The organism is Cellulomonas endophytica (assembly GCF_004123805.1).
Classification (GTDB): Bacteria; Actinomycetota; Actinomycetes; order Actinomycetales; family Cellulomonadaceae; genus Cellulomonas; species Cellulomonas endophytica.
The window spans coordinates 26270-46118 of the sequence record NZ_RWJX01000009.1; the positions used below are offsets into that span (position 1 = coordinate 26270).

General features: G+C 78.6%; 21 protein-coding genes. 8 read left to right on the forward strand and 13 right to left on the reverse strand.

What is annotated here, in order from left to right; all coding sequences use genetic code 11:
- Positions 1 to 94: 94 nt before the first annotated feature.
- The 3 genes from EJA20_RS04525 to EJA20_RS04535 all read left to right on the forward strand — a co-directional run bounded on the left by EJA20_RS04525 (position 95) and on the right by EJA20_RS04535 (position 4883).
- Positions 95 to 313, forward strand: coding sequence for a hypothetical protein (locus EJA20_RS04525; protein WP_129336976.1), 219 nt, complete (start codon positions 95 to 97; stop codon positions 311 to 313).
- Positions 295 to 3156 (forward strand): helix-turn-helix transcriptional regulator, encoded by a 2862-nt coding sequence (locus EJA20_RS04530; RefSeq protein ID WP_240675034.1) that lies wholly within the window; start codon positions 295 to 297, stop codon positions 3154 to 3156. Before EJA20_RS04525 ends, EJA20_RS04530 begins: the two co-directional genes overlap by 19 nt.
- Before the next feature lie 83 nt (positions 3157 to 3239).
- Positions 3240 to 4883 carry an LCP family glycopolymer transferase gene (locus tag EJA20_RS04535; RefSeq protein WP_129336977.1) on the forward strand — a complete coding sequence of 548 codons (1644 nt, stop codon included), beginning with the start codon at positions 3240 to 3242 and terminating at the stop codon, positions 4881 to 4883.
- Positions 4884 to 4911: 28 nt separating this feature from the next.
- Here the strand turns inward: EJA20_RS04535 and EJA20_RS04540 are convergent, their stop codons facing one another.
- Complete coding sequence (locus EJA20_RS04540) at positions 4912 to 5121, reverse strand: hypothetical protein (protein ID WP_129336978.1); 210 nt, start codon at positions 5119 to 5121, stop codon at positions 4912 to 4914.
- 253 nt (positions 5122 to 5374) lie between these two features.
- On the opposite strand from EJA20_RS04540, the gene EJA20_RS04545 reads away from it, so the two are divergent.
- From EJA20_RS04545 to EJA20_RS04555, 3 genes are all read left to right on the forward strand, one after another.
- Positions 5375 to 7027: an AMP-binding protein gene (locus EJA20_RS04545; RefSeq protein ID WP_129337026.1), complete on the forward strand. Its 1653-nt coding sequence runs from the start codon at positions 5375 to 5377 to the stop codon at positions 7025 to 7027.
- A gap of 87 nt (positions 7028 to 7114) precedes the next feature.
- Positions 7115 to 8410, forward strand: a complete 1296-nt coding sequence (locus EJA20_RS04550; protein WP_129336979.1) for a sensor histidine kinase — start codon at positions 7115 to 7117, stop codon at positions 8408 to 8410.
- Positions 8407 to 9084: a response regulator gene (locus tag EJA20_RS04555; RefSeq protein WP_129336980.1), complete on the forward strand. Its 678-nt coding sequence runs from the start codon at positions 8407 to 8409 to the stop codon at positions 9082 to 9084. The genes EJA20_RS04550 and EJA20_RS04555 overlap by 4 nt, the downstream gene beginning before the upstream one ends.
- An 83-nt stretch (positions 9085 to 9167) precedes the next feature.
- On the opposite strand, the gene EJA20_RS04560 is transcribed toward EJA20_RS04555, so the two are convergent.
- The 11 genes from EJA20_RS04560 to clsA form a co-directional block, all read right to left on the reverse strand.
- Positions 9168 to 9527, reverse strand: a complete 360-nt coding sequence (locus EJA20_RS04560; protein ID WP_129336981.1) for a cupin domain-containing protein — start codon at positions 9525 to 9527, stop codon at positions 9168 to 9170.
- Positions 9528 to 9619: 92 nt separating this feature from the next.
- Positions 9620 to 9778, reverse strand: coding sequence for a hypothetical protein (locus EJA20_RS18590; protein ID WP_164983825.1), 159 nt, complete (start codon positions 9776 to 9778; stop codon positions 9620 to 9622).
- A 34-nt stretch (positions 9779 to 9812) separates the two neighbouring features.
- The gene (locus tag EJA20_RS04565) at positions 9813 to 10469 is read right to left on the reverse strand and encodes an MBL fold metallo-hydrolase (protein WP_129336982.1); all 657 of its coding nucleotides are present in this window, start codon (positions 10467 to 10469) and stop codon (positions 9813 to 9815) included.
- A 66-nt stretch (positions 10470 to 10535) separates the two neighbouring features.
- Entirely contained in the window at positions 10536 to 11117 is a 582-nt protein-coding gene (locus EJA20_RS04570) for a MerR family transcriptional regulator (protein ID WP_129336983.1), read from the reverse strand.
- Positions 11118 to 11251: 134 nt separating this feature from the next.
- Positions 11252 to 11746: a bifunctional nuclease family protein gene (locus EJA20_RS04575; protein WP_129336984.1), complete on the reverse strand. Its 495-nt coding sequence runs from the start codon at positions 11744 to 11746 to the stop codon at positions 11252 to 11254.
- A gap of 103 nt (positions 11747 to 11849) precedes the next feature.
- Positions 11850 to 12680 carry a transcriptional regulator FtsR gene (ftsR, locus tag EJA20_RS04580; RefSeq protein WP_240675036.1) on the reverse strand — a complete coding sequence of 277 codons (831 nt, stop codon included), beginning with the start codon at positions 12678 to 12680 and terminating at the stop codon, positions 11850 to 11852.
- Positions 12677 to 13162, reverse strand: a complete 486-nt coding sequence (locus tag EJA20_RS04585; RefSeq protein WP_476727334.1) for an FHA domain-containing protein — start codon at positions 13160 to 13162, stop codon at positions 12677 to 12679. Before EJA20_RS04585 ends, ftsR begins: the two co-directional genes overlap by 4 nt.
- Before the next feature lie 105 nt (positions 13163 to 13267).
- Positions 13268 to 14137 carry a DUF881 domain-containing protein gene (locus tag EJA20_RS04590; protein WP_129336985.1) on the reverse strand — a complete coding sequence of 290 codons (870 nt, stop codon included), beginning with the start codon at positions 14135 to 14137 and terminating at the stop codon, positions 13268 to 13270.
- On the reverse strand, positions 14134 to 14466 hold the full coding sequence (locus EJA20_RS04595; RefSeq protein ID WP_129336986.1) for a small basic family protein: 333 nt from the start codon (positions 14464 to 14466) through the stop codon (positions 14134 to 14136). Before EJA20_RS04595 ends, EJA20_RS04590 begins: the two co-directional genes overlap by 4 nt.
- A complete protein-coding gene (locus EJA20_RS04600) occupies positions 14463 to 15443 on the reverse strand; it encodes a DUF881 domain-containing protein (protein WP_240675038.1) in 981 nt (326 codons plus the stop codon). Before EJA20_RS04600 ends, EJA20_RS04595 begins: the two co-directional genes overlap by 4 nt.
- A 7-nt stretch (positions 15444 to 15450) precedes the next feature.
- Positions 15451 to 16035, reverse strand: a complete 585-nt coding sequence (gene clsA, locus EJA20_RS04605) for a cardiolipin synthase ClsA (RefSeq protein ID WP_129336987.1) — start codon at positions 16033 to 16035, stop codon at positions 15451 to 15453.
- Positions 16036 to 16393: 358 nt separating this feature from the next.
- On the opposite strand from clsA, the gene EJA20_RS04610 reads away from it, so the two are divergent.
- On the forward strand, positions 16394 to 18298 hold the full coding sequence (locus EJA20_RS04610; protein WP_420836402.1) for a DEAD/DEAH box helicase: 1905 nt from the start codon (positions 16394 to 16396) through the stop codon (positions 18296 to 18298).
- 438 nt (positions 18299 to 18736) lie between these two features.
- Here EJA20_RS04610 and EJA20_RS19365 read toward each other — a convergent pair whose 3' ends face one another.
- Positions 18737 to 19351, reverse strand: a complete 615-nt coding sequence (locus EJA20_RS19365; protein WP_129336988.1) for a hypothetical protein — start codon at positions 19349 to 19351, stop codon at positions 18737 to 18739.
- A gap of 39 nt (positions 19352 to 19390) precedes the next feature.
- On the opposite strand from EJA20_RS19365, the gene EJA20_RS04620 reads away from it, so the two are divergent.
- Positions 19391 to 19678, forward strand: a complete 288-nt coding sequence (locus tag EJA20_RS04620; protein ID WP_129336989.1) for a hypothetical protein — start codon at positions 19391 to 19393, stop codon at positions 19676 to 19678.
- Positions 19679 to 19849 lie beyond the last annotated feature (171 nt).

Below are 19849 nucleotides of genomic sequence, written 5' to 3' on the forward strand. Positions count from 1 at the left end.
GCCGGCGCCGCGGACGGCGCGACCTCCCGATCCGGGGGCCGCCGCCTCAGGACGACCGTGAGGTGCGTCGGACACCGCACACCAGGAGGACGTCATGGACACGCTCGTGCTGGGGACCCTCGTCGACGCCGAGGCCGCGTACCGCCGCCAGGAGGCGGGCCGGGTGATGCGGGAGGCGCGCGCCGCGGCCTCCGCCCCGCGCCGTCCCGCCGGACGGATCCCCCGGCTGCCCCGGCTGCGCCGGCCGGCCGGACCCGTGCCCGCCGGCGCGGGCCACCTGCCAGGATCGGGGGCATGGCAGCGCGCCCGATGAGCACCCCGCTGGTCGGACGGGCCGCGGAGCTCGGGCGCCTGCGCGAGGGCCTGGCGCGCGCCGCCGCCGGGGAGCCCTCCGTGCTGCTGCTGGCCGGGGACGCCGGGGTCGGCAAGACGCGGCTCCTGCGGGAGGCGGCGGTGACGGCCGAGGCCCGGGGCGCGGTCGCGCTCGTCGCGCACTGCGTCGACCTCGGGGACGTCGGGCTGCCCTACCTGCCCTTCGCCGAGGCCCTCGCGCACCTGCGGGACGCCGAGCCCGAGGCCGTCGCGGCGGCGGTCGCCTCCCACCCGGCCCTGGCCCGCCTGCTCCCCGGGGGTGCCGGCGAGGTCCCCGAGGACGGCAGCGCGCAGCGCCTGCAGCTGTTCGACGGCGTGCTCGCCCTGCTCACGGCCGTCGGCGCGCCGGGGCGGCCGGTGCTGCTCGCGCTCGAGGACCTGCACTGGGCCGACGACGCCAGCCGCGACCTGCTCCGCTTCGTCACCGCGCGGCTGGGCGGCCAGCACGTGCTCCTCGTCGGGACGTACCGCACGGACGACCTGCACCGGCGGCACCCGTGGCGGCCCGTCTTGGCCGAGCTCCTGCGCCACCCCCGCGTGGAGCGCGTCGAGCTGCCGCCGCTGGACCCGGCGGAGGTGCGCGCGCTCGCGCGGCAGGCCGGACCGCTGCCGGCGGCCGTGGTCGAGCGGGTCGTCGAGCGGGCCGAGGGCAACGCGTTCTACGCCGAGCAGCTCCTGCTCGCCGGCGCCGGCCCCGAGCTGCCGGGGACCCTCGCCGACGTCCTGCGCGGCCGCGTCGAGCGCCTCGACCCCGCCGCGCAGTCCCTCGCGCGCGTCGCGGCCGCCGCGGGGCGCCGGGTGACCGAGCCCCTCCTCCGGGGGGCGGCCGTCCGCTGGGACCCGGGCCTGCCCTTCGACGCCTCGCTGCGGGAGGCCGTCGCCTCGCACGTCCTCGTCGTGGACGAGGGCCACGTCGCGTTCCGGCACGCCCTGCTCGGCGAGGCCGTGGCGGCCGACCTGCTGCCCGGCGAGGTCTCGGCGCTGCACCGGGCGTACCTGCGCGCGCTCGCCGACGAGCCGGCGCTGGGCTCCGCCTCCGAGGTCGCCGCGCACGCCCTGCTGGCGCCCGACCTGCCGGCGGCCCTCGTCGCCTCCCGGCGCGCCGCGGACGAGGCGCGCGAGCTCCTGGCTCCCGCGGTCGTGCTGCGCCACCTCGAGACGGTCCTGCGGCTGTGGGACGGGCTGCCGGACGCCGCCGAGCTGCTCGGGGAGCCGCAGGACGAGGTCCTCGCCGCGGCGTCGCGGGCCGCCGGCCAGAGCGGGCGCGTCGACCGTGCGGTGCAGCTCGCGCGCGCGGCGGTGGCGGCGACCCCCGGCGTGCTGCGGGCGGCCGAGCACCGGACGCAGCTCGCCCGTCACCTGCTGGCCGCCGACCGGGTGCCCGACGCCCTGCGCGAGTCGACCCGGGCCGTCGCCGACCTGGCCGGCACCTCCGGGCGTGCCGCGGCGTGGGCGCTGGCCACGCACGCCCGGGTCGCCCTCAACCTCGACCACGAGGACGAGGCGGAGCTGGCGGCGACGGAGGCCGTGGCGCTGGCGCGGGCCGTCGGCGCCCCCGACGCGGAGTCGGACGCCGCGACGACGCTGGCGGCGGCCCTCGTCGGCGAGCCCACCCGCGCGCTGGAGATGCTCACGGCCGCCCTCGCGGCGGCACGGCGCTCGGACGACGTGGAGACGGAGCTGCGCGTCCGGTACAACCTCGGCATGCGCCGCTTCGAGGCGGGTGCGCTCGACGAGGCGGCCGCCGACGTCGCCGAGGGCCTCGCCCGGGCCCGGGCCGCCGGCGCCACGCGCGCCGTCTACGGCGTCCAGCTCGACTACCTCGACCGCCTCGTGCGGTACCACCGCGGCGACCTCGCGCCGGTCGGCGCCCCGGCCGACGTGGACGACGACCTCGCCGCGGTCACGCAGGCGGTCGACCTGTACGCGGCCGTGGCGCGCGGCGACGAGGACGCCGTGGCGCGCGGCCTGGCGCTGCGGCCGGCCTGGGCCCGCGACGGTCTCGTCGTGCTCGTCGCCGGGGGCTGCACCGCCGACGCCCTCACGCGCACCGGCCGGCCGGCCGAGGCCCTCGGGGTGCTCGCCGCCGCGGTGGAGCACCTCGAGCGCCTCTGGTCCCCGGCCTACCTCGCCGGCATCTGGCACGCCGCGCTGGGGCTGGCGGCGTGGGCCGACCTGCGGGCCGCCGGCCACGACGCACCCGTCGCCGACGGCGTCGTCGCCGTGGAGGCCCTGCGGGAGCGGGCGGAGCGGACGGCCGCCCGGGGACCGCTCGGCCCCGAGGGGCGGGCGTGGCTGCTGCGGGCCCGCGCCGAGCACGCCCGCGCGACCGGCGTGCCGGACGTCGCCGCCTGGCGGGCGGCCGCCGAGGCGTTCGACTACGGCTACCGGGTCGAGGCGGCCCGGTCCCGCCACCGCCTGGCCGAGGCCCTGCTGGCCGTCGGCGACCGGGACGGGGCCCGCGGCGCCGCGGCCGCGGCCCTCGCCGAGGCGGAGGCGACCGGTGCCGTGCCCCTGGCGGCGGCGGTGCGGGACCTGTGCCGCCGCGCCCGGCTGGACGTCCCCGGCACCCGTGCCCCCGTCGCCGACGTCCTCACGGCCCGCGAGGCCGAGGTCCTCGCCCTGGCCGCGCAGGGGCTGTCCAACCGGCAGATCGGCGAGCGGCTCTACATCTCGGGCAAGACCGTGTCCGTCCACGTCTCGAACGTGCTGGCCAAGCTCGGCGCGTCCGGCCGGACGGAGGCCGTGGCGCTCGCCCACCGCCGGGGGCTGCTGGACGCCTGACCGCGCCCCGCGGGTGGCCGGGAGTGGCGTCCACCGCACGGGATGTCGTGGCCTGTCGGACATTTCACCCGCACAATGGGCGGATGACCTCCCCCGCGACCACGACGACGGCGACCCCGGTCCGGCCGTTCACCGTGCTCGTCGTGGGCACGGAGAACCTCTACCGGTCGCAGGCGGCGGAGCTGCTCCTGCGGTCGCGGCTCGCCGGCGACGGCGTCCGGGTGCGCAGCGTCGGCACGCGCGCGACCCACGAGGAGCCGGTGCCGCCGCCGCTCGCCGAGCTGCTGGCCGCCGAGGGGGCGGCCGTCGAGGGGCTGGTCGCCCGCACGCTCGACGCCGCCACGGTCTCCGGCGCCGACCTCGTGCTCACGGCCACCCGCGAGGAGCGGGCCGCCGTCGTGCGGCTGGCCCCCACCGCGCTGCACCGCACCTTCACGCTCCGCGAGTTCGCGCGCGTCGCCCGCTCCGTGCCGGGCACGGCGCTCACCGGGGACGACGTCGCGGCGCGCCTGGCCTCGCTCGTGGCCGCCGCCCGCACCCGCCGGGCCCCCGCGTCCCCGCGCTCGGCCGACGAGGACGACGTGCTCGACCCCGCCGCGGGCGACGACGCGGCGTACGCGACGTCGCTCGACCAGGTGCGGGACGCGGTCGCGACGATCGTGCGCGCGCTGGATCCCGGCCACGTGGCCGAGGACCCGGACCCGTCGGAGGCCGACGCACCCGCGCCGCCCGCGCCGGCCCGGCGCCGCAGCCGCACGCGCACGGTGGTCCTGGCGGTCCTCGTCGCCGTCCTCGTCCTCGTGACCGCGGTGACGATCGGCGCCCTCGTCGTGCTCGACCGGCTCGACGACCGCATCGCGCGGTTCCCCGACCCGTTCGCGGCCCTGCCCTCGCGCCCCGCACCCGCCGCCCCCGCGACGCCCGGCGCGTCGGACGGGACGCCGGTGACGATCCTCGTCCTCGGCGCGACGGAGGACGTGGCCGAGGACGGGCCGGGCGCCTGGGCCGACGCCGCGTCCCTCACGGACACCCTCATGATCGCGCGCGTGTCGGCGGACCGGCGCAGCGCGCAGGTCGTGGCGGTCCCGCCGGACCTGTGGGCGCAGGTGCCCGGCGTCGGCCCGGGCACCCTGCGCTCCGCGCTCGCCGCCGGGGGGCCGACGCGCGTCGTGCAGGCGGTCGAGGGGCTCACCGACGTGCGCATCGACCACGTCGCGCTCACGGACGCCGCCACCTTCGCCCGCCTGACCGAGACGCTGGGCGGGGTCGACCTGGAGCTGGCGCGGGACCTCGTCGTCGACGGCCGCGTCGTCGCCCCCGCCGGGCAGCGTCGCCTCACGGGTGAGCAGGCCCTCCTGTGGGTGCGCGTCGGCGGCGGCGAGGCCGGCCGGGTCGACCGGGAGCGCGCCTGGTTCCGCGCCATCCTCGACCGGCTCGGCGACCCGGGCGTCCGCCAGGACCCCGGCCTCCTGCTGGAGCTGCTCGGCGTGACCTCCGACTCGGTCACGGTCGACGAGGGGTTCGACCGGAGCGAGATCGTCGGGCTGCTCACGAGCATGCGCAGCCTGCGCCCCGCGGACGTCGCGGTCCTCACGGTCCCGACCACCACGGGCCCGGACGACGACGGCGACCCGGTGCTCGTCCCCGACGCCGTCCCCTTCGGGGTGCTCGTCGACGCGCTGCGGACGGACACGCTCGGCGACCGCGTCGGGGCCGTCGAGTCCTGACGCCCCGGTCCGGGTCCCGGACCCGCCTTCAGTCCTCGGCGGGCCGCTCGACGACGTAGGTCCGCCCGTCGGGCCCGACGACCCGCTCGAGCGTGCTGCGCAGCTCGGTCTCGCGGCGCTGCTCCGTCTCCGACGCAGGCCGGCCCACGACCGGCCCCGTCACCTCGGCCGGGCCGGTGAACGGCAGCAGCACGCGCTCCGTGACCCGCCGACCCCAGCCACCACCCCGTCGCGCCACCGCGCACCTCCCCGTCTCGACGCGACCAGCCTACGACCGCGGCGCCACCAGGCCCCGGCGCCGACCGTCGTCCGGTGGTCCAGGGGGCCCGAGGCGGGGTCGCGGCGGGTGTGGCGCCCGACGGTCCCAGGAAACCTACGGTGGCGTAGGTTACGGTGCCCCCGTGATCGACAGGGACCCCGCCGCGCCCGCCCCCGACGCCGGGCCGCCGCCCGCAGCCGAGCCCGCTCCCGACCCCGCCGCGCCGGCCGCCGTGCTGGACGGAGGTCCGCTCGAGGTGCCCGACGAGGCGCTACCCGCGGCGCTCGCCCGGGCGGCCGCCGCGTTCCCCGACCGCGTGGCGCTCGACCTGCTCGGCGCCACGACGACCTACGCCGAGCTCGCCGACGCCGTCGCCCGGGCGGCCGGCGCCCTGCTCGCCCTCGGGGTCCGGCGCGGCGACCGCGTGGCGGTGGCCCTGCCGAACTGCCCCGCGCACGTGGTCGCGGTCGGCGCCGTCCTGCGCCTCGGCGCCGTCGTCGTCGAGCACAACCCCACCTACGGGCCGGCGGAGCTCGAGCACCAGCTGCGCGACTCCGGCGCGACGGCGGCGCTGGTCTGGGAGCGCGTGGTGCCCGCCGCGCTGGCCGCCCGGGCCACGACCGCCCTGACGACGGTGGTGGCGGTCGACGTCTCGGCCGACCTGCCGCGGCGCGCCCGGCTCGCGCTGCGCCTGCCCGTGCCGGCGGCCCGCCGGCAGCGGGCGGCCCTGCGCGGCCCCGTGCCGGCGGGCACGCCCGTGTGGCACCGCCTCGTGGCGGCGGCCACGCCCCTGCCGGCCGACCACCCGGGCCCGGCGCCCGACGACGTGGCCCTCCTGCAGTACACCGGCGGCACGACGGGCACCCCGAAGGCGGCGGTCCTCACCCACCGCAACCTCGTCGCGAACACGCTCCAGGCGGAGGTGTGGACGGGCCGGCCCTGGGGCACGGAGACGGTGGTGGCCGCGCTGCCGTTCTTCCACGCCTTCGGGCTCACCCTGTGCCTGCTCTACGGGCTGCGGACGGGGGCGACGCTCGTGCTGCACCTGCGGTTCGACGCGGCGGCCTTCCTCGCCGCGCAGCGGCGCCGGCCGGGCACGTTCCTGCCCGCGGTGCCGCCGGTCCTCGACCGCGTCGCGACGGCGGCGGAGGCCGCGGGCGCGGACCTGACGTCCTTCCGGTACGCCTTCAGCGGGGCGATGGCGCTGCCCGCCGCCACGGCGGAGCGGTGGGAGCGGCTGACGGGCGGGCTCGTCATCGAGGGGTACGGCATGACGGAGACCTCCCCCGTCGCGCTGGGCAACCCCATGACGGCGCAGCGCCGGCCGGGGGCGCTCGGCCTGCCGTTCCCCGGGACGCGGGCGCGCGTCGTCGACCCCGAGGACCCGTCGCGCGACGTGCCGCCCGGCGCCCAGGGCGAGCTCCTGCTCCAGGGCCCGCAGGTCTTCTCCGGCTACTGGGGGCGCCCGGACGAGACCGCGCAGCAGCTCCTGCCCGGGGGGTGGCTCCGCACCGGGGACGTGGTGCGGGTCGAGCCCGACGGCTTCGTGGTCCTCGTCGACCGCATCAAGGAGATGATCGTCACCGGCGGCTTCAAGGTGTACCCCTCGCAGGTGGAGGACCACCTGCGGGGCATGCCGGGCGTGCGGGACTGCGCGGTGGTCGGCGTGCCGGCCGGCGACCTCGGGGAGACCGTCGTGGCGGCGGTGGTCCTCGACGAGGGCGCGCGCGGCGTCGACCTCGCCGCCGTGCGGTCCTGGTGCGCCCAGCGGCTGGCCGGCTACGCGCTCCCGCGCCGTCTCGTCGTGCTCGACGAGCTGCCGCGCTCCCTGCTCGGCAAGGTGCTCCGGCGCGTCGTCCGCGAGGGCGTGCTCGGCGGGCGCTGAGGGGGTGGGCGGCCTCCCCCCGCGGGGGGAGACGGTCCGGCCCCGGGGCGGACCCCTGCCGGTCGGGGCCGCCCTAGCCTGGGCCGCATGAGCCACCCCCTCGCCCCCGCGCCCGTCGCGCCCCCTCCGCTCGGCGCCTGGTCCCGCGTGTGGCGCTACGGGGTCGTCGCCCTCGTCGCGCTCCTGGTGTGGGTGCTGGTCGCGTGGGACTCGATCACGGCGAGCGGCACCCGGGAGGAGCCGCCGCCGGGCGACGTCGGCCCCGTCGGCGCGGCCCTCGCGCTCGACGCCCTCCTCGGGCTCGCGGCCGTCGCGCTGCTGCCCCTGCGGCGCCGGCACCCCGTGCTCGTGGGGGTCCTCACGACCGGCGCGACCGCCCTCTCGGGGTCCGCCCTCGGCGCGGCAGCGCTGGCCGTCGTCTCGCTCTCCACCCGTCGCCGGTGGCGGGAGGTCGTCCCCGTCGTCGGCGTCCTGCTCGCCGCAACCCTCGTCTACGAGGTCGCGTTCCGACCCGCGTGGGCCCAGGTCGACCTGTCGCTGCCGGGTGCGCTGGGGTCCGTCGCCCTGGCGCTCGTCGCGGCGGCGGCCCTCGTGGCGACGGGGTCGTTCGTCGGGGCCCGGCGCGAGCTCCTCGTGCAGCTCCGGGAGCGCGCGGAGACGGCCGAGCAGCAACGCGCCCTCGCGGAGGAGGCCGCGCGCGAGGGCGAGCGGCTGCGGATCGCCCGGGAGATGCACGACGTGCTCGCCCACCGCATCTCGCTCGTCGGGCTGCACGCGGGCGCCCTCGCCTACCGGACGGACCTCGGCCGCGAGGAGACGGCGCAGGTCGCGACCGTGGTCCAGGAGAACGCGCACCTCGCGCTCGAGGAGCTGCGGGAGGTGCTCGGCGTGCTGCGCCAGGGGGCCGACGGGGCCGCCGACGCGGAGGCGGTCGCCGAGCCGCCCCAGCCGACCCTGGCGGAGCTGCCCGCCCTCGTCGCCGACGCGCGCGACGCCGGCCAGACCGTGACGCTCCGGCTGGACGTGGCGGACGGCCACGACCTCGCCCGCGTGCCCGCGACCGCCTCGCGCACCGCCTTCCGCGTGGTGCAGGAGGGGCTGACGAACGCCCGCAAGCATGCACCGGGCTCCCCCGTGGACGTCGTCGTCACGGTGGGCGCGGCGCACGCGGTGCACGTCCGGGTCGTCAACGGCGCCGTCGCACCCGTCGGCGCGGGGGCGGGTCCCGCCGGGGGCGTGCCGCCGTGGCGGCCGCCGGGTGCGGGGGTGGGCCTCACCGGGCTGGAGGAGCGGGCGGACCTCGCGGGCGGGCGGCTCCGCGCCGGGCCCGACGCGTCGGGGCGCTTCGTCCTCGAGCTCGACCTCCCCGGCGGTGCGGCGTGACCGCCGCCCCCGGCGGCGGCGCCGTGCGGGTCGTCGTGGTCGACGACGACCCCCTGGTGCGGACCGGGCTGCGCCTCGTCCTGGGCGGCGACCCGGGGATCGAGGTGGTCGGCGAGGCCGGCGACGGGCAGGAGGGCCTCGCGCTCGTGCGCCGGCACACGCCCCACGTGGTCCTCATGGACATCCGCATGCCCCGTCTCGACGGGCTGGCGGCGACCCGGCGCGTCGTCGAGGAGGGTCTGCCGACGCGGGTCCTGGTGCTCACCACCTTCGACACCGACGAGATGGTCCTCACCGCGCTGCGGCACGGGGCCGCCGGGTTCCTCCTCAAGGACACGCCGCCGGCCGCGCTGGTGGACGCCGTCCGCCGGGTGGCGGCGGGCGACCCGATGCTCTCCCCCGCCGTCACGGCGCGGGTCATCGCGGCCGCGACCGAGGCGCGGGGCGACGAGGTGCGCCGCCGTCAGGCCCTGCGCCGTCTCGAGGTCCTCACGGTGCGGGAGCGGGAGGTCGCGCTGGCGGTCGCGCGCGGGCTGACCAACGCCGAGATCGCCGCCGCGCTCCACCTCGGCACGGCCACGGTGAAGACGCACGTGGGGCACCTGTTCGAGAAGCTCGACGCGACGAACCGCGTCCAGATCGCCCGCTGGGTGCACGACGCCGGCGAGGCCTGACCGGCACCCGCTCCAGCACCCCGCTCCACCCCGCTCCGGCCCGCTCCGGCCCCGCCCGTCGGCCTCGACGGGCGGGGCCCCCGTCAGCGGTCGCGGGACGGGCCCTCCGCCGGCACGTCGCGCGGGTCGAGCCCGGTCACGGTCGTGAGGAGGAAGACGGCGTCCTCCTCCGCGCGCACGGAGTGACGGGCGTGCTCGAGCACCGCGAGCTGCCCGGCGCGCAGCGGCGAGGTCCGCGTCCCGGTCACGGTGACGCTGCCGTGCAGCACCTGGACGCTGGCGGCGTGCGGGCTGTTGTGCTCGCCCAGCTCGGCGCCGGCGCGCAGCGCGATCACCGTCTGGCGGAGCACGCCGTCGTGGAGGACGAGCTCCGCCGAGCGTCCGTGCTCGTCGCGGTGCGCGGCCTCCAGGTGTCGGCGTGCCAGGTCGGCGAGGTCGGCCATGGTCCCTCCGTCGTCGTCGTCGGTCGTGGCTGGTCGTGGCTGGTCGCTGCCGGGTCGTGGCCCGGGGAGCCGTCCGTGGCGGCCGGGCGGGCTCAGCCCGGGGTGCCGTGCCCCGCCCGGTCGGGCTCGGCGCGGGCGACGTCCGCCACCTCCTCCTCGGGGCGCGGCGCGATCGTCTCGTCGTCCTCGAGCAGGGGGATCTCGTCGGTCCGGAAGGTGGGGCCGTCCGAGCCGGTCGGGGTGCTGGTCATGCGTCCTCCAGGGGTGTGCCGTGCCGGGTCCGGGTCAGAGCTCGAGGGGGGTGCCGCGCTCCAGGCGGACGGGCTCCCCCGCGCCGCCGAGGTTCGTCAGGAGGGTGCGTGCCAGGCCCTGGCCGGGCTCGCTCAGCACGGCCTCGTGGATGGGCACGACCCGGTCCGGCCCCACGGCGCGCACGTAGTCGATCGCGTGCTCGAGCTTGAGCCAGGGGCCGCCGACCGGGACGAGCAGCGTGGCGACCGCCGTGCCCTCCGGGGGCAGCGTGTACGCGTCGCCCGGGTGGAGCACGCCCTCGACGAGGTAGCCGACGTTGTCCAGGCCGGGCAAGTCGGGGTGGATGACGGCGTGCCGGCCGCCGAGCACCTGGACCGTGGCCCCCGCCGCCTCGACGGTGTCCCCCGGGCGGACGGCGTGGGCACGGTCGGACGGGACCCCGGCCGCCACCAGCGCGTCGACGACCGCGGCCGGGCCCCACACGTGCACCGCCGCCCCCGCGTCGCCGGCCAGCCAGGCCGCGAGGGGCTCGGCCTGCACGTGGTCGAAGTGGTCGTGCGTGACGAGCACCGCGGTAGCGCCGTCGAGGGCGGCGTCGACGTCGGAGAAGCCGCCCGGGTCCAGGACGAGGGCGCCGCCGGGCAGGTCGAGGCGGACGCAGGAGTGGCCCCAGTGGGTCAGTGTGCTCATGCGCCCAGCATGCCCCCCACCTGCGGATCCGTCGCGGGGAGGCGCTGCCTCCCGGGTGGGGCGGGGTCAGCCCGCCGTGCGGGCGCGGCGCCGCGCCGCGAGCTCGTCCATCGGGGAGTCGCCGGGCGCGTCGTCCTCGGCGCGCTCCGTCGGCAGCTCGGCCAGGGTGCCCTCGACCTCGCGCCACACACGGCCGACGGCGATGCCGAACACGCCCTGCCCGCCCTGGACGAGGTCGATGACCTCGTCGGCCGACGTGCACTCGTACACGGAGGCGCCGTCCGACATGAGCGTGATCTGCGCGAGGTCGTCCACGCCCCGCTCGCGCAGGTGGCCCACGGCCGCCCGGATCTGCTGGAGCGAGACGCCGGTGTCGAGGAGCCGCTTGACGACCTTGAGCACGAGGATGTCGCGGAAGGAGTAGAGGCGCTGCGTGCCGGAGCCGGTCGCGGGGCGGATCGACGGCTCGACGAGCCCGGTGCGCGCCCAGTAGTCCAGCTGGCGGTAGGTGATGCCGGCGGCGCGGCAGGCGGTCGGTCCGCGGTAGCCGGTGGCGGTGTCGAGGTCCGGCAGGTCGTCGTCGAAGAGGAGCCCTTGCGCGCGCTGCGGCACGCCGGGCTGCTGCTCGGCGTTCTCGGTGCTGACCACGGGATCCTCCTGGGGTGCGGACGGGTCGTCCCGCCGTCATCGGCCACGCTAGGGGCGGGTGCCACCTGGCGCAACGAGCGTCGCCCTGCGTGTCGCCCGGCGCGTCGGCCGGCACGTCGCACCGCGGCCCGTGGTCAGGCGGGCGGGTCCTCGGCCTTGAAGTCGTCGGCGGAGACCTCGTCGAGGAACGCCCGGAACTCCTCCAGCTCGTCCTCGGGGGCCGTCCGGCGCACCTCCACACCCGCGCGGTCCACGACGCTGCGGGCGCACAGGACGGGGCAGCCGAACCGGAGCGCGACCGCGATCGCGTCCGAGGCGCGCGAGTCCACGTGGGCCCCGCCGGACAGGACGAGCTCGGCGTGGAAGACGCCGCGCTCGAGCGACGTGACGGCGACGCGCTCCACCCGCGACCCGGCGGCGACGAGCGCGGCGTGCAGGAGGTCGTGCGTGAGGGGCCGCGGGGGCACGCGGTCGGTGAGGGCGGCGACGATCGCGGCCCCCTCGGTCTCCCCCACCACGATGGGGACGACGAGGTCGGTGCCGGGCTCCAGCAGGAGCACCAGGACGCCGGGCTCGTCCTCCTGCTGCCGCACGCCGACCACCTCGACGGTGACGAGGTCCTCGGCCATGCCCCCACGGTACGCCGGAGCGGGCGGTCCGGATCGGCGAGGGTGCGCCCGGTCGGCACGGTCGGAGCAATCGGCGCGATCGGCGCGGTCCGACGTCGGCCCGTCAGCGGCCGGTGTCCCCCAGCGCGGACCGCAGGAGGGCGGTGTGGGCCTGCCCGCACAGCTCCCCGAGCTCGGCGGCGAGACCGGCGGCGCGGGCACGGGCGGACGCGCTGCGCTGGCCCCGCACGGGGGCCACCGCGGTCTCCACGAGCTCGACCTGCCGGTCCGCGGCCGCGCGGAAGGCCCGCAGGTGGCGGGCGCCGATGCCGTGCTCGGCCAGGGCCGCCGCGGCGCGGACGAGGTCGCGCTCCGCCGGGCCGAAGGTGCCGTCGACGCGCGGCCGCAGCACGCCCTGGTCGACGAGCTCGACCACCGCGTCGGCCGCCACCGCGCACTCCTGCGCGAGGCCGGCCGCGTCCCAGCGGTCCGGGGCGGCGACGGGCGAGCCGTCGCGGGTCGCGAGCCGGGCCCGGGGCGCCGGCCCGTCCTCGGCGCCCGCGTCCAGGGCCGCGAGCCGCTCGGCGATGACCTTGAGCGGCAGGTAGCGGTCCCGCTGCTGCCGCAGGACGTACCGCAGGCGCTCGACGTCGGCCGGGGAGTACTGCCGGTAGCCGGCCGGCGTGCGCACCGGCGTGACGAGGCCCTGCTCCTCCCAGAAGCGGAGCTTGGAGGTCGTCACGGCCGGGAACTCCACGCCGAGCGCGGCGAGCACGTCGGAGATCCGCATGGAGGCCTGGCGGGAGATCCCGCGCGGCCAGGGCTCGGCCGCCCCCTGCTCGTCCTCGGCGAGGGCGGCGGCCCCCCGGGCGTCGGCGGACGCGTCGTCCGCGGCACCGGCCGGTCCGCCGTCGGCCGGGCGGGTGGCGCGTGCGGCCCCGTGCGCCGCCGTCACCCCTGGCCCTGGCCGCGGGCCGGGCTCGGGTGGAAGGTCAGGCGGTACTTGCCGATTTGCACCTCGTCGCCCGCGCGCAGCACCGTGTCGTCGATGCGCGTGCGGTTGACGTAGGTGCCGTTGAGCGAGCCGACGTCCCGGACGCTGAACCGGGTGCCCTCGCGCACGAACTCCGCGTGCTTGCGGGAGACCGTCACGTCGTCGAGGAAGATGTCGGCGTGCGTCGAGCGGCCCGCGAGGGTGCGGTCGGCGTCCAGGAGGAAGCGCGCGCCGGCGGAGGGGCCGCGCTGGACGACGAGCAGCGCGGAGGTGGCCGGCAGCGCGCCGACCGCGGCGACGTCCGCGGGCCCGAGGCCGACCGGCGCGAGCGCCTCGGCGTCCGCGCCCAGGTCGACGGCGCCGAACTGCATCGTCGTCTCGGGCAGCGACGGACGCTGCTCCGCCCCCGGTGCGTCCTCCGGACGGTCCCCCTGCTCGCTCACTGCACGCCTCCCACCGAAGCCCACCGACGGACCTGGCACACCCTACGCACCTGCGGCCGCCACCGCGACGACCTGCGCCGGGACGCCCGCGCGCCGTCGTCGGGGTCAGCCCCCGCCCGCCGGGACGGGCGTCGCGAAGACGGGGGGGACCGGCGTCGCCAGCGCCGTCACCTCCACCTCGTCGCGGCGGGAGACGGTGCCGTCGCCCCCGTCGCGGCGGACGGCCGCCAGCGCGCCGCCGGGGATCTCCAGCGCGGTGGAGATCGTGTCGGGGTCGCCGATGACCAGCCACCGGTAGGGCGGCCGGAGCGTGACGCCGTCGAGCACGACCGCGCCCGGCGACCCCGTGAACGCGCTCGAGGCCACGACGCGGACGTCGCCGAGCTGGAGGACCTCGGCCCCGGCGTTGCGCAGCTCCTCGAGGAGGTTGAGGAGCGTCTCGGGCTCGACGGTGCCGTCGGGGTCCGTGACCGTCACGACGACGCCCGGGCCGACGGCCGGCAGCCGCCCCGTGAGGATGCCCTGCGTCTCGGCGGAGCGGCGTGCCGCCTCCTCGGCGGCCTGGCGCGAGCCCTCGTCGGACAGCAGCTCGTCCCGCTCCGCCGCCAGCCGCGCGACCTCGGAGGCGAGCTCGTCGCTGCGGGTGGTCGTCTCGTCGAGGAGCCGGACGAGGTCGTCCTGGCGCAGGGACCCCAGCGAGGCCGTCCCGGCCTGGCGCACCTGCGCGACCGCCGCGAACCCCAGCAGCGCGCACAGCACGCCGATGACGACCTGGGTGCGCGAGACGCGCGGGCGCAGCGCCTCGCGCAGGACCGCCCAGCCCGTCGGGGGGGCCGGCGGACGACCGGCGCCCGCGCCGTCGGCGGGTCCCGCCGGACGGGCGTCGGGGGCGGCAGGGCCGCTCCCGACGCCGCCCCTGACGCCGCTCCCGCCGCCGGGCCCGCCGCCCGGGCCCGCCCGGTGGCCGCCCGTCATGCGTGGAAGAGGTGCCGGCGGATCGAGGCGGCGTTGGAGAAGATCCGGATCCCGAGCACGACGACGACCGCCGTGGACAGCTGCGAGCCGACGCCGAGCTGGTCGCCGAGGAAGACGATGAGCGCGGCGACGACGACGTTCGACAGGAACGAGACGAGGAAGACCTTGTCGTCGAAGATGCCGTCGAGGAGCGCGCGCAGGCCGCCGAACAGCGCGTCGAGCGCCGCGACGACCGAGATGGGCAGGTAGGGCTGCAGCTCCACCGGGACCTCGGGGCGCAGCACGAGCCCGAGCACCACGCCGATGACCAGTCCGATGGCCGCGATCATCCGTCCCCGCCCCCCTCGTCGGCCCCGCCGTCCGGCGTGCCGTCCCCGTCCCCCGGTGCCCCCGGCTCCCGGGGCGCTCCCGTCGAGGAGGCTGCCACAGCCTGCCCCGTCACCGGGTCGATCCCCTCCGGCAGGTCGGCGACCCGGAGGCGGGTGCCGCCGCCGGCGGGCAGCTCCAGGCGGTCGACCTGCGCCACGTCGACCCCGATGCCCCAGAGGCTGCGCAGCGCGGCGAGGTGGTCCCCCGCCCCGGACCGGGCGAGCTCGACCTCGAGCGACCCGGCCGCGCCGACGGCCTCGACGCGGTAGGGCCCGACGAGGGGCACGAGGTCGACGAGGATCGCGCTCCCGGCGCTGCGGACGGCCGCGGTGCCGGTGAGGCGCTGCCCGTTGACGGCCACCGCCTCCGCCCCCGCCGCCCACAGCCCGTTGACGACGAGCTGCAGGTCGTCGTCCTGGACGGCGGCCTCCGGGTCGGAGCCGTCCGCGGCCCCCGCGCCGTCCGTGAGCACGACGCGCAGCCCCGGCCCGGCGACCGGCACGGCCGCCGCGGCGACGGCGTCGGCCGTGACGACCTGGGCGAGGGCGGGGTCCTGGGACGCGAGTAGCTCGCCCTGCAGGCCCTGGATCTCGCCGCCGAGCTCGGCGACGCGCGCGCTGCGCGCCGTGACCTCCGCCGAGCGCGTCTCGATCTGCCGCTCCAGGAGCGCGCGCGCCTGGGTGGCGGCGCCCGCGGGCCGGCGCAGGACGGCGACGCCCGCGGTGGTGACGAGGCCGAGGACGAGCGCGGTCACGGTGAGCAGGACGGCCGCCCGCCCGCCCCGCTCCGGCCGGACGCCGCGCTCCTCGAGCGCCCGCCGCCGGGCCGCCGCCTCGGCGTAGCCGGGGTCGAGCGGGCGTTCCTGCGCCTCGACGAGCAGCGTCATGGAGGCGTCGCGCCGCCGGGCGGTGCGGAGGGCGTCGGCCGAGGCCGTCACGACGCCGTCACGGCGCCGTGCGGGAGGCGCGCAGCACGTGCACCGCCTGGTGGACGTAGGCGGCGCCGGCGAACCAGTAGAGCGCGACGCCCCAGAGCGCGAAGGCCCAGCCGACGACCGTGGCGGCGTGCCCGATGCCGGAGGACCACTCCGACAGCAGCAGCAGCGGGAACGCGTAGAGCAGCGCGAACGTACCGGCCTTGCCCGCCACGTGCACCGGCAGCGGCGCGTGGCCGCGTCGGGCCAGGAGCAGCAGCACGACGAACAGCGCCACGTCCCGGGCCACGAGGACGACGAGGAGCCAGGTGGGCACGACGCCGCGCCAGGTCAGCCCGACGAGCGTCACGAGGATGAAGAGGCGGTCGGCCGCGGGGTCGAGCATCTGCCCGAGCCGCGTGACCTGTCCCATGGAGCGGGCGAGCACCCCGTCGAGCCAGTCGCTCGCGCCGGAGACGGCCAGGACGAGGACGGCCCAGCCGTCCTCCCCGCGCGCGATCAGCACCGCGAAGACGGGGACGAGCGCGAGCCGGAGCGCCGAGATGAGGTTCGGCACCGTGAGCACGCGGCCGGTCGCCACCTCCTGCGTCTCCACGCACCCTCCCCCGCGGGCCGACGGCCGCACCGCGCCCGATCCTATGCGGGCACGGGGGTCGCGAGGACGGACCCGCCGCCCGTCCTGCGCCGGGTCCTGCCCGTATTCCGCCGGGCGCCGTGACGCACGCCGCCCTGCCCGCCGCCGTCCTGTCCGCTAGACTCCTTCACGATCTGGAGCTCGTCGCCATCCCCCCGGGTGCGCCGTGACCGGTCGGGGACACCCGCCCGGACGGCGCCAGCGTCATCGTTCGAGGCCCTGCCGCCGTGCAGGAGGACCTCTGGGAGTCGGGGCCGCGACCACCGTCCACCGCCGTGGTGCACGGTCGGGGCTCCGCACCGATGAACAGGTCCGTGATTTGAGCACCCTGCTGCCCGACGCCCCCCTGCCCCTCGACGCCCCCGGGGTCGCCGACGCCCCGGCGGCCCCGGCCGACGAGCCCCGCACGGCCGACGCGCCCCGCGCCGCCGCCCCGGCCGTCCTGCCCGCACCCGTCGAGCCCGTCGCCGGCGGCTTCGACGCCCTCGGCCTGCCGCCCGAGCTGCTCGACGCCGTGCTCGACCTCGGCTTCGTCACCCCCTCCCTCATCCAGGCGCAGGCGCTGCCCGCGCTGCTCGCCGGCCGCGACGTCGTCGGCGTCGCCCAGACCGGCACGGGCAAGACCGCCGCGTTCGGCCTGCCGCTGCTCGCCGCGGTCGACCCCGAGGTCAAGGCCGTCCAGGCCATCGTGCTGACGCCGACCCGCGAGCTCGCGCTCCAGGTCGCCGACGCCATCACGACCTTCGCCGCCAAGGTCAGCGGCCTCGACGTCGTCGCCGTCTACGGCGGGGCGCCGTTCCTGCCCCAGAAGCGCGCCCTCGAGCGCGGCGCGCAGGTCGTCGTCGGCACGCCCGGCCGCGTGCTGGACCACCTCGACCGCCGCTCGCTCGACCTCTCCGGCGTCCGGTACCTCGTCCTCGACGAGGCCGACGAGATGCTGCGGATGGGCTTCGCGGAGGACGTCGAGCGCGTGCTCGGCTCCACCCCGCGCGAGCGCCAGGTGGCGCTCTTCTCCGCCACGATGCCGCCGGCCATCCGCCGCGTCGCCAACGAGCACCTGCGCGACCCGCTGGAGATCACGGTCGCCCGGCAGTCCTCCACGGTGACGTCGGTCGAGCAGGCCTTCGCCGTGGTCCCCCACCGCCACAAGGCCGGGGCCCTGGCCCGCGTCCTCGCCGTGAGCGACGCCGACGCGGCGATCGTCTTCGTCCGCACCCGCGACGCCGCCGAGGAGATCGGCACGGCGCTGGTCTCGCGCGGCATCAAGGCCGCCCACATCTCGGGCGACGTCGCCCAGGCCGACCGCGAGAAGCTCGTCGAGCGCCTGCGCTCGGGCGCCCTCGACGTCCTCGTCGCCACGGACGTGGCCGCCCGCGGGCTCGACGTGGAGCGCATCGGCCTCGTCGTGAACCTCGACGTGCCCCGGGAGGCGGAGACCTACGTCCACCGCATCGGCCGCACGGGTCGCGCCGGACGCTCGGGCAAGGCGCTGACCTTCGTCACGCCGGCCGAGCAGTCCCGCCTGCGGAACATCGAGCGCACCACGCGCGTCCCGCTGACCCCGATGACGATCCCGACGCCCGCCGAGGTCTCGGCGTACCGCGCCGGCGCCCTCCTGGCCCGGGTCGACGAGCGCCGGGAGCGCGGCCGTCTCGACGCCGCCCGCGGGGCCGTCGAGGCGTTCCTGGCCGAGCACCCCGAGGCCGACCCCGTCGAGCTGCTCGCCGTGGTCGCCGCGCTGGCGGTCGGCGACGAGGGCCCCGAGGCCCGCCCGGCCGAGGGCGACGACCTCGACGACGCGCTCGCCCGCGTCCACATGACGCCCGAGCGCACGCGCACCGAGGGCCGCCCGCGCCACGAGGGCGACCGCCCGCGCCGCGAGCACGGCACGGTCGCGGGGCGCCCCGAGCGCCGCCACCCGTCCGCGACGGCCACGCGGTACCGCGTCGCGGTGGGCCACCGGGACGGCCTGCAGCCCGGGGCGCTCGTCGGCGCCCTGACCGGAGAGGGCGGCCTCACGGGCAAGGACGTCGGCAAGATTGACATCTTCGGCGCCTTCGCGCTCGTCGACATCGACAACCTGACGCCCGAGGGCATCGAGCGCCTGGCGCGCACCCGCGTCGCCGGCCGCCCGCTGCAGCTGCGCCCGGACGCGGGTCCCCGCTCCGCGCAGGGCGCCTCCCGCCCGGCCGGCCCGGGCCACCACCGCCGCCCGCGCGTCTGACACCGGACGACCCGGCACGACCCGGCACGGCCGCGCACGACCGCGCGACGAGGGGCGGGGCACCCACCACGGGTGCCCCGCCCCTCGTCGTCCCCGGCTCCCCTCCTGGGGCTGCCGGCGACGCCCCCTGCGCGCCGCCGAGGGCGGAGGAGGCGAGGTCGCTCTTCGGGAGGGCGGTCCCGGTCCGCACCGCCTCGACCCAGGCCGCGGTGCCGGCCACGGCCGCCCCCACCGATCTCCCCGTGGACGGGGTCGCCGCCCGGTGCGGGTTCGGCAGCGCGGTCACCCTCCGGCAGCGCTTCGCGTCCACGTCCGGCACGTCGCCCTCCGAGTACCGCCGGCGCTGCGACGCGCGGGTGGCGCCGGCGTGAGGTCCCCGGGCTCGCCCGGGTCCGACGGACCGCGCACCGCGCGCGCGGCGCTCCCCCCGGCAGCTCGTCAGGGCGTCGACGGGGACGCCGGCGCGAAGCCGCCCCGCGCGTACCGCAGGACCAGCGCGATCATCACGAGCCCGGAGAGCACGGCCGCGACCTCGGCCGCACGGCGGACCCCGGCCGCCCCGAGCAGCAGGCCGGCCAGGCCGAGGCCCGCCACGGCACCGCCGAGGAGGTGGAACATCCGCTCCCGGAACGCCCAGGCGAAGGGGAGGAAGTGCAGGCCGACGACGGTCGCGACGAGCGCGGGGCGCAGGGCGGTCCGGCCCGCGTCGGCGAGCGCCGCCGAGCCGACGGCGATGAGCACGACCTCGGCGACGACGCACGCGAGGTAGGTCGCCAGCGCCACCCGGCTCGGCCGGACGAGGGGGCCCAGCCGGACGGGACGGACGTAGTGGGCGACGAGGGCCAGGAGCACCCCCGCCAGCCCGGCGGTCCAGGCGACGGCCGTCGCGACCGGCCCCAGCGCCGGCGCGTAGCTCCCGACGAACACCATCCCGCCGAGCAGCCCGACGAGGCTCCCCCCGCGGCGCGGGTCCACGAACGGCGGGGGCTCGCCCACGTCCGGGCCGTACGGCCGTCGCCCGACGTTGGGTGCACCCTGCTCAGGAGGCGTCATGACGGCATCGTGCCCCAGCGGGTCTGCCATGCTGCGGAGATGGCCCTGGAGCACGTCGTGCCCCCGCGGCGGCGGACGTCCGCCGCGCGGTCCGTGGCCCGCAGGGTCGCCGTGGTCGCCGCCGTGCTCGCGGTCGCGGACGGGTTCCGGTGGGGCAACCGCTGGTACCTGGCGGTCCAGCTCTCCGAGGGCGCCGACGGCGGGTCGATGGCGGCGCCGTTCTACGCCGGGGCCCACGACGCCCTCGCCCGGGGTCTCGCGTGCCTGGTGGTCGCCCTCGTCGCGGCGGCCGTCGGGTGGGGGCTGCGCGTCGTCCGCACGCCCTGAGCGCGCGGCGGCCCTGTCGGGTCACCGGTCGGGCGGACCGCGACCCCGTCTCCCGCCCCGCGGCCACCTCCGGCGGGCGGTCGCCGTCCTCGGGCGGCCGCCGCAGCCGACCGCCGTCGGGACTCCTCGGAGCGGGGTGTCCTCCCCGGGGTGCCGCGGTGCGTCATGGTG

Coding starts and splice junctions, on each gene's coding strand:
- EJA20_RS04525 (WP_129336976.1), top strand. CDS start 95: ATGGACACGCTCGTGCTGGGGACCCTCGTCGACGCCGAGGCCGCGTAC.
- EJA20_RS04530 (WP_240675034.1), top strand. CDS start 295: ATGGCAGCGCGCCCGATGAGCACCCCGCTGGTCGGACGGGCCGCGGAG.
- EJA20_RS04535 (WP_129336977.1), top strand. CDS start 3,240: ATGACCTCCCCCGCGACCACGACGACGGCGACCCCGGTCCGGCCGTTC.
- EJA20_RS04550 (WP_129336979.1), top strand. CDS start 7,115: ATGAGCCACCCCCTCGCCCCCGCGCCCGTCGCGCCCCCTCCGCTCGGC.
- EJA20_RS04560 (WP_129336981.1), bottom strand. CDS start 9,527: ATGGCCGACCTCGCCGACCTGGCACGCCGACACCTGGAGGCCGCGCAC.
- EJA20_RS18590 (WP_164983825.1), bottom strand. CDS start 9,778: ATGACCAGCACCCCGACCGGCTCGGACGGCCCCACCTTCCGGACCGAC.
- EJA20_RS04565 (WP_129336982.1), bottom strand. CDS start 10,469: ATGAGCACACTGACCCACTGGGGCCACTCCTGCGTCCGCCTCGACCTG.
- EJA20_RS04575 (WP_129336984.1), bottom strand. CDS start 11,746: ATGGCCGAGGACCTCGTCACCGTCGAGGTGGTCGGCGTGCGGCAGCAG.
- EJA20_RS04590 (WP_129336985.1), bottom strand. CDS start 14,137: ATGACGGGCGGCCACCGGGCGGGCCCGGGCGGCGGGCCCGGCGGCGGG.
- EJA20_RS04595 (WP_129336986.1), bottom strand. CDS start 14,466: ATGATCGCGGCCATCGGACTGGTCATCGGCGTGGTGCTCGGGCTCGTG.
- EJA20_RS19365 (WP_129336988.1), bottom strand. CDS start 19,351: ATGACGCCTCCTGAGCAGGGTGCACCCAACGTCGGGCGACGGCCGTAC.
- EJA20_RS04620 (WP_129336989.1), top strand. CDS start 19,391: ATGGCCCTGGAGCACGTCGTGCCCCCGCGGCGGCGGACGTCCGCCGCG.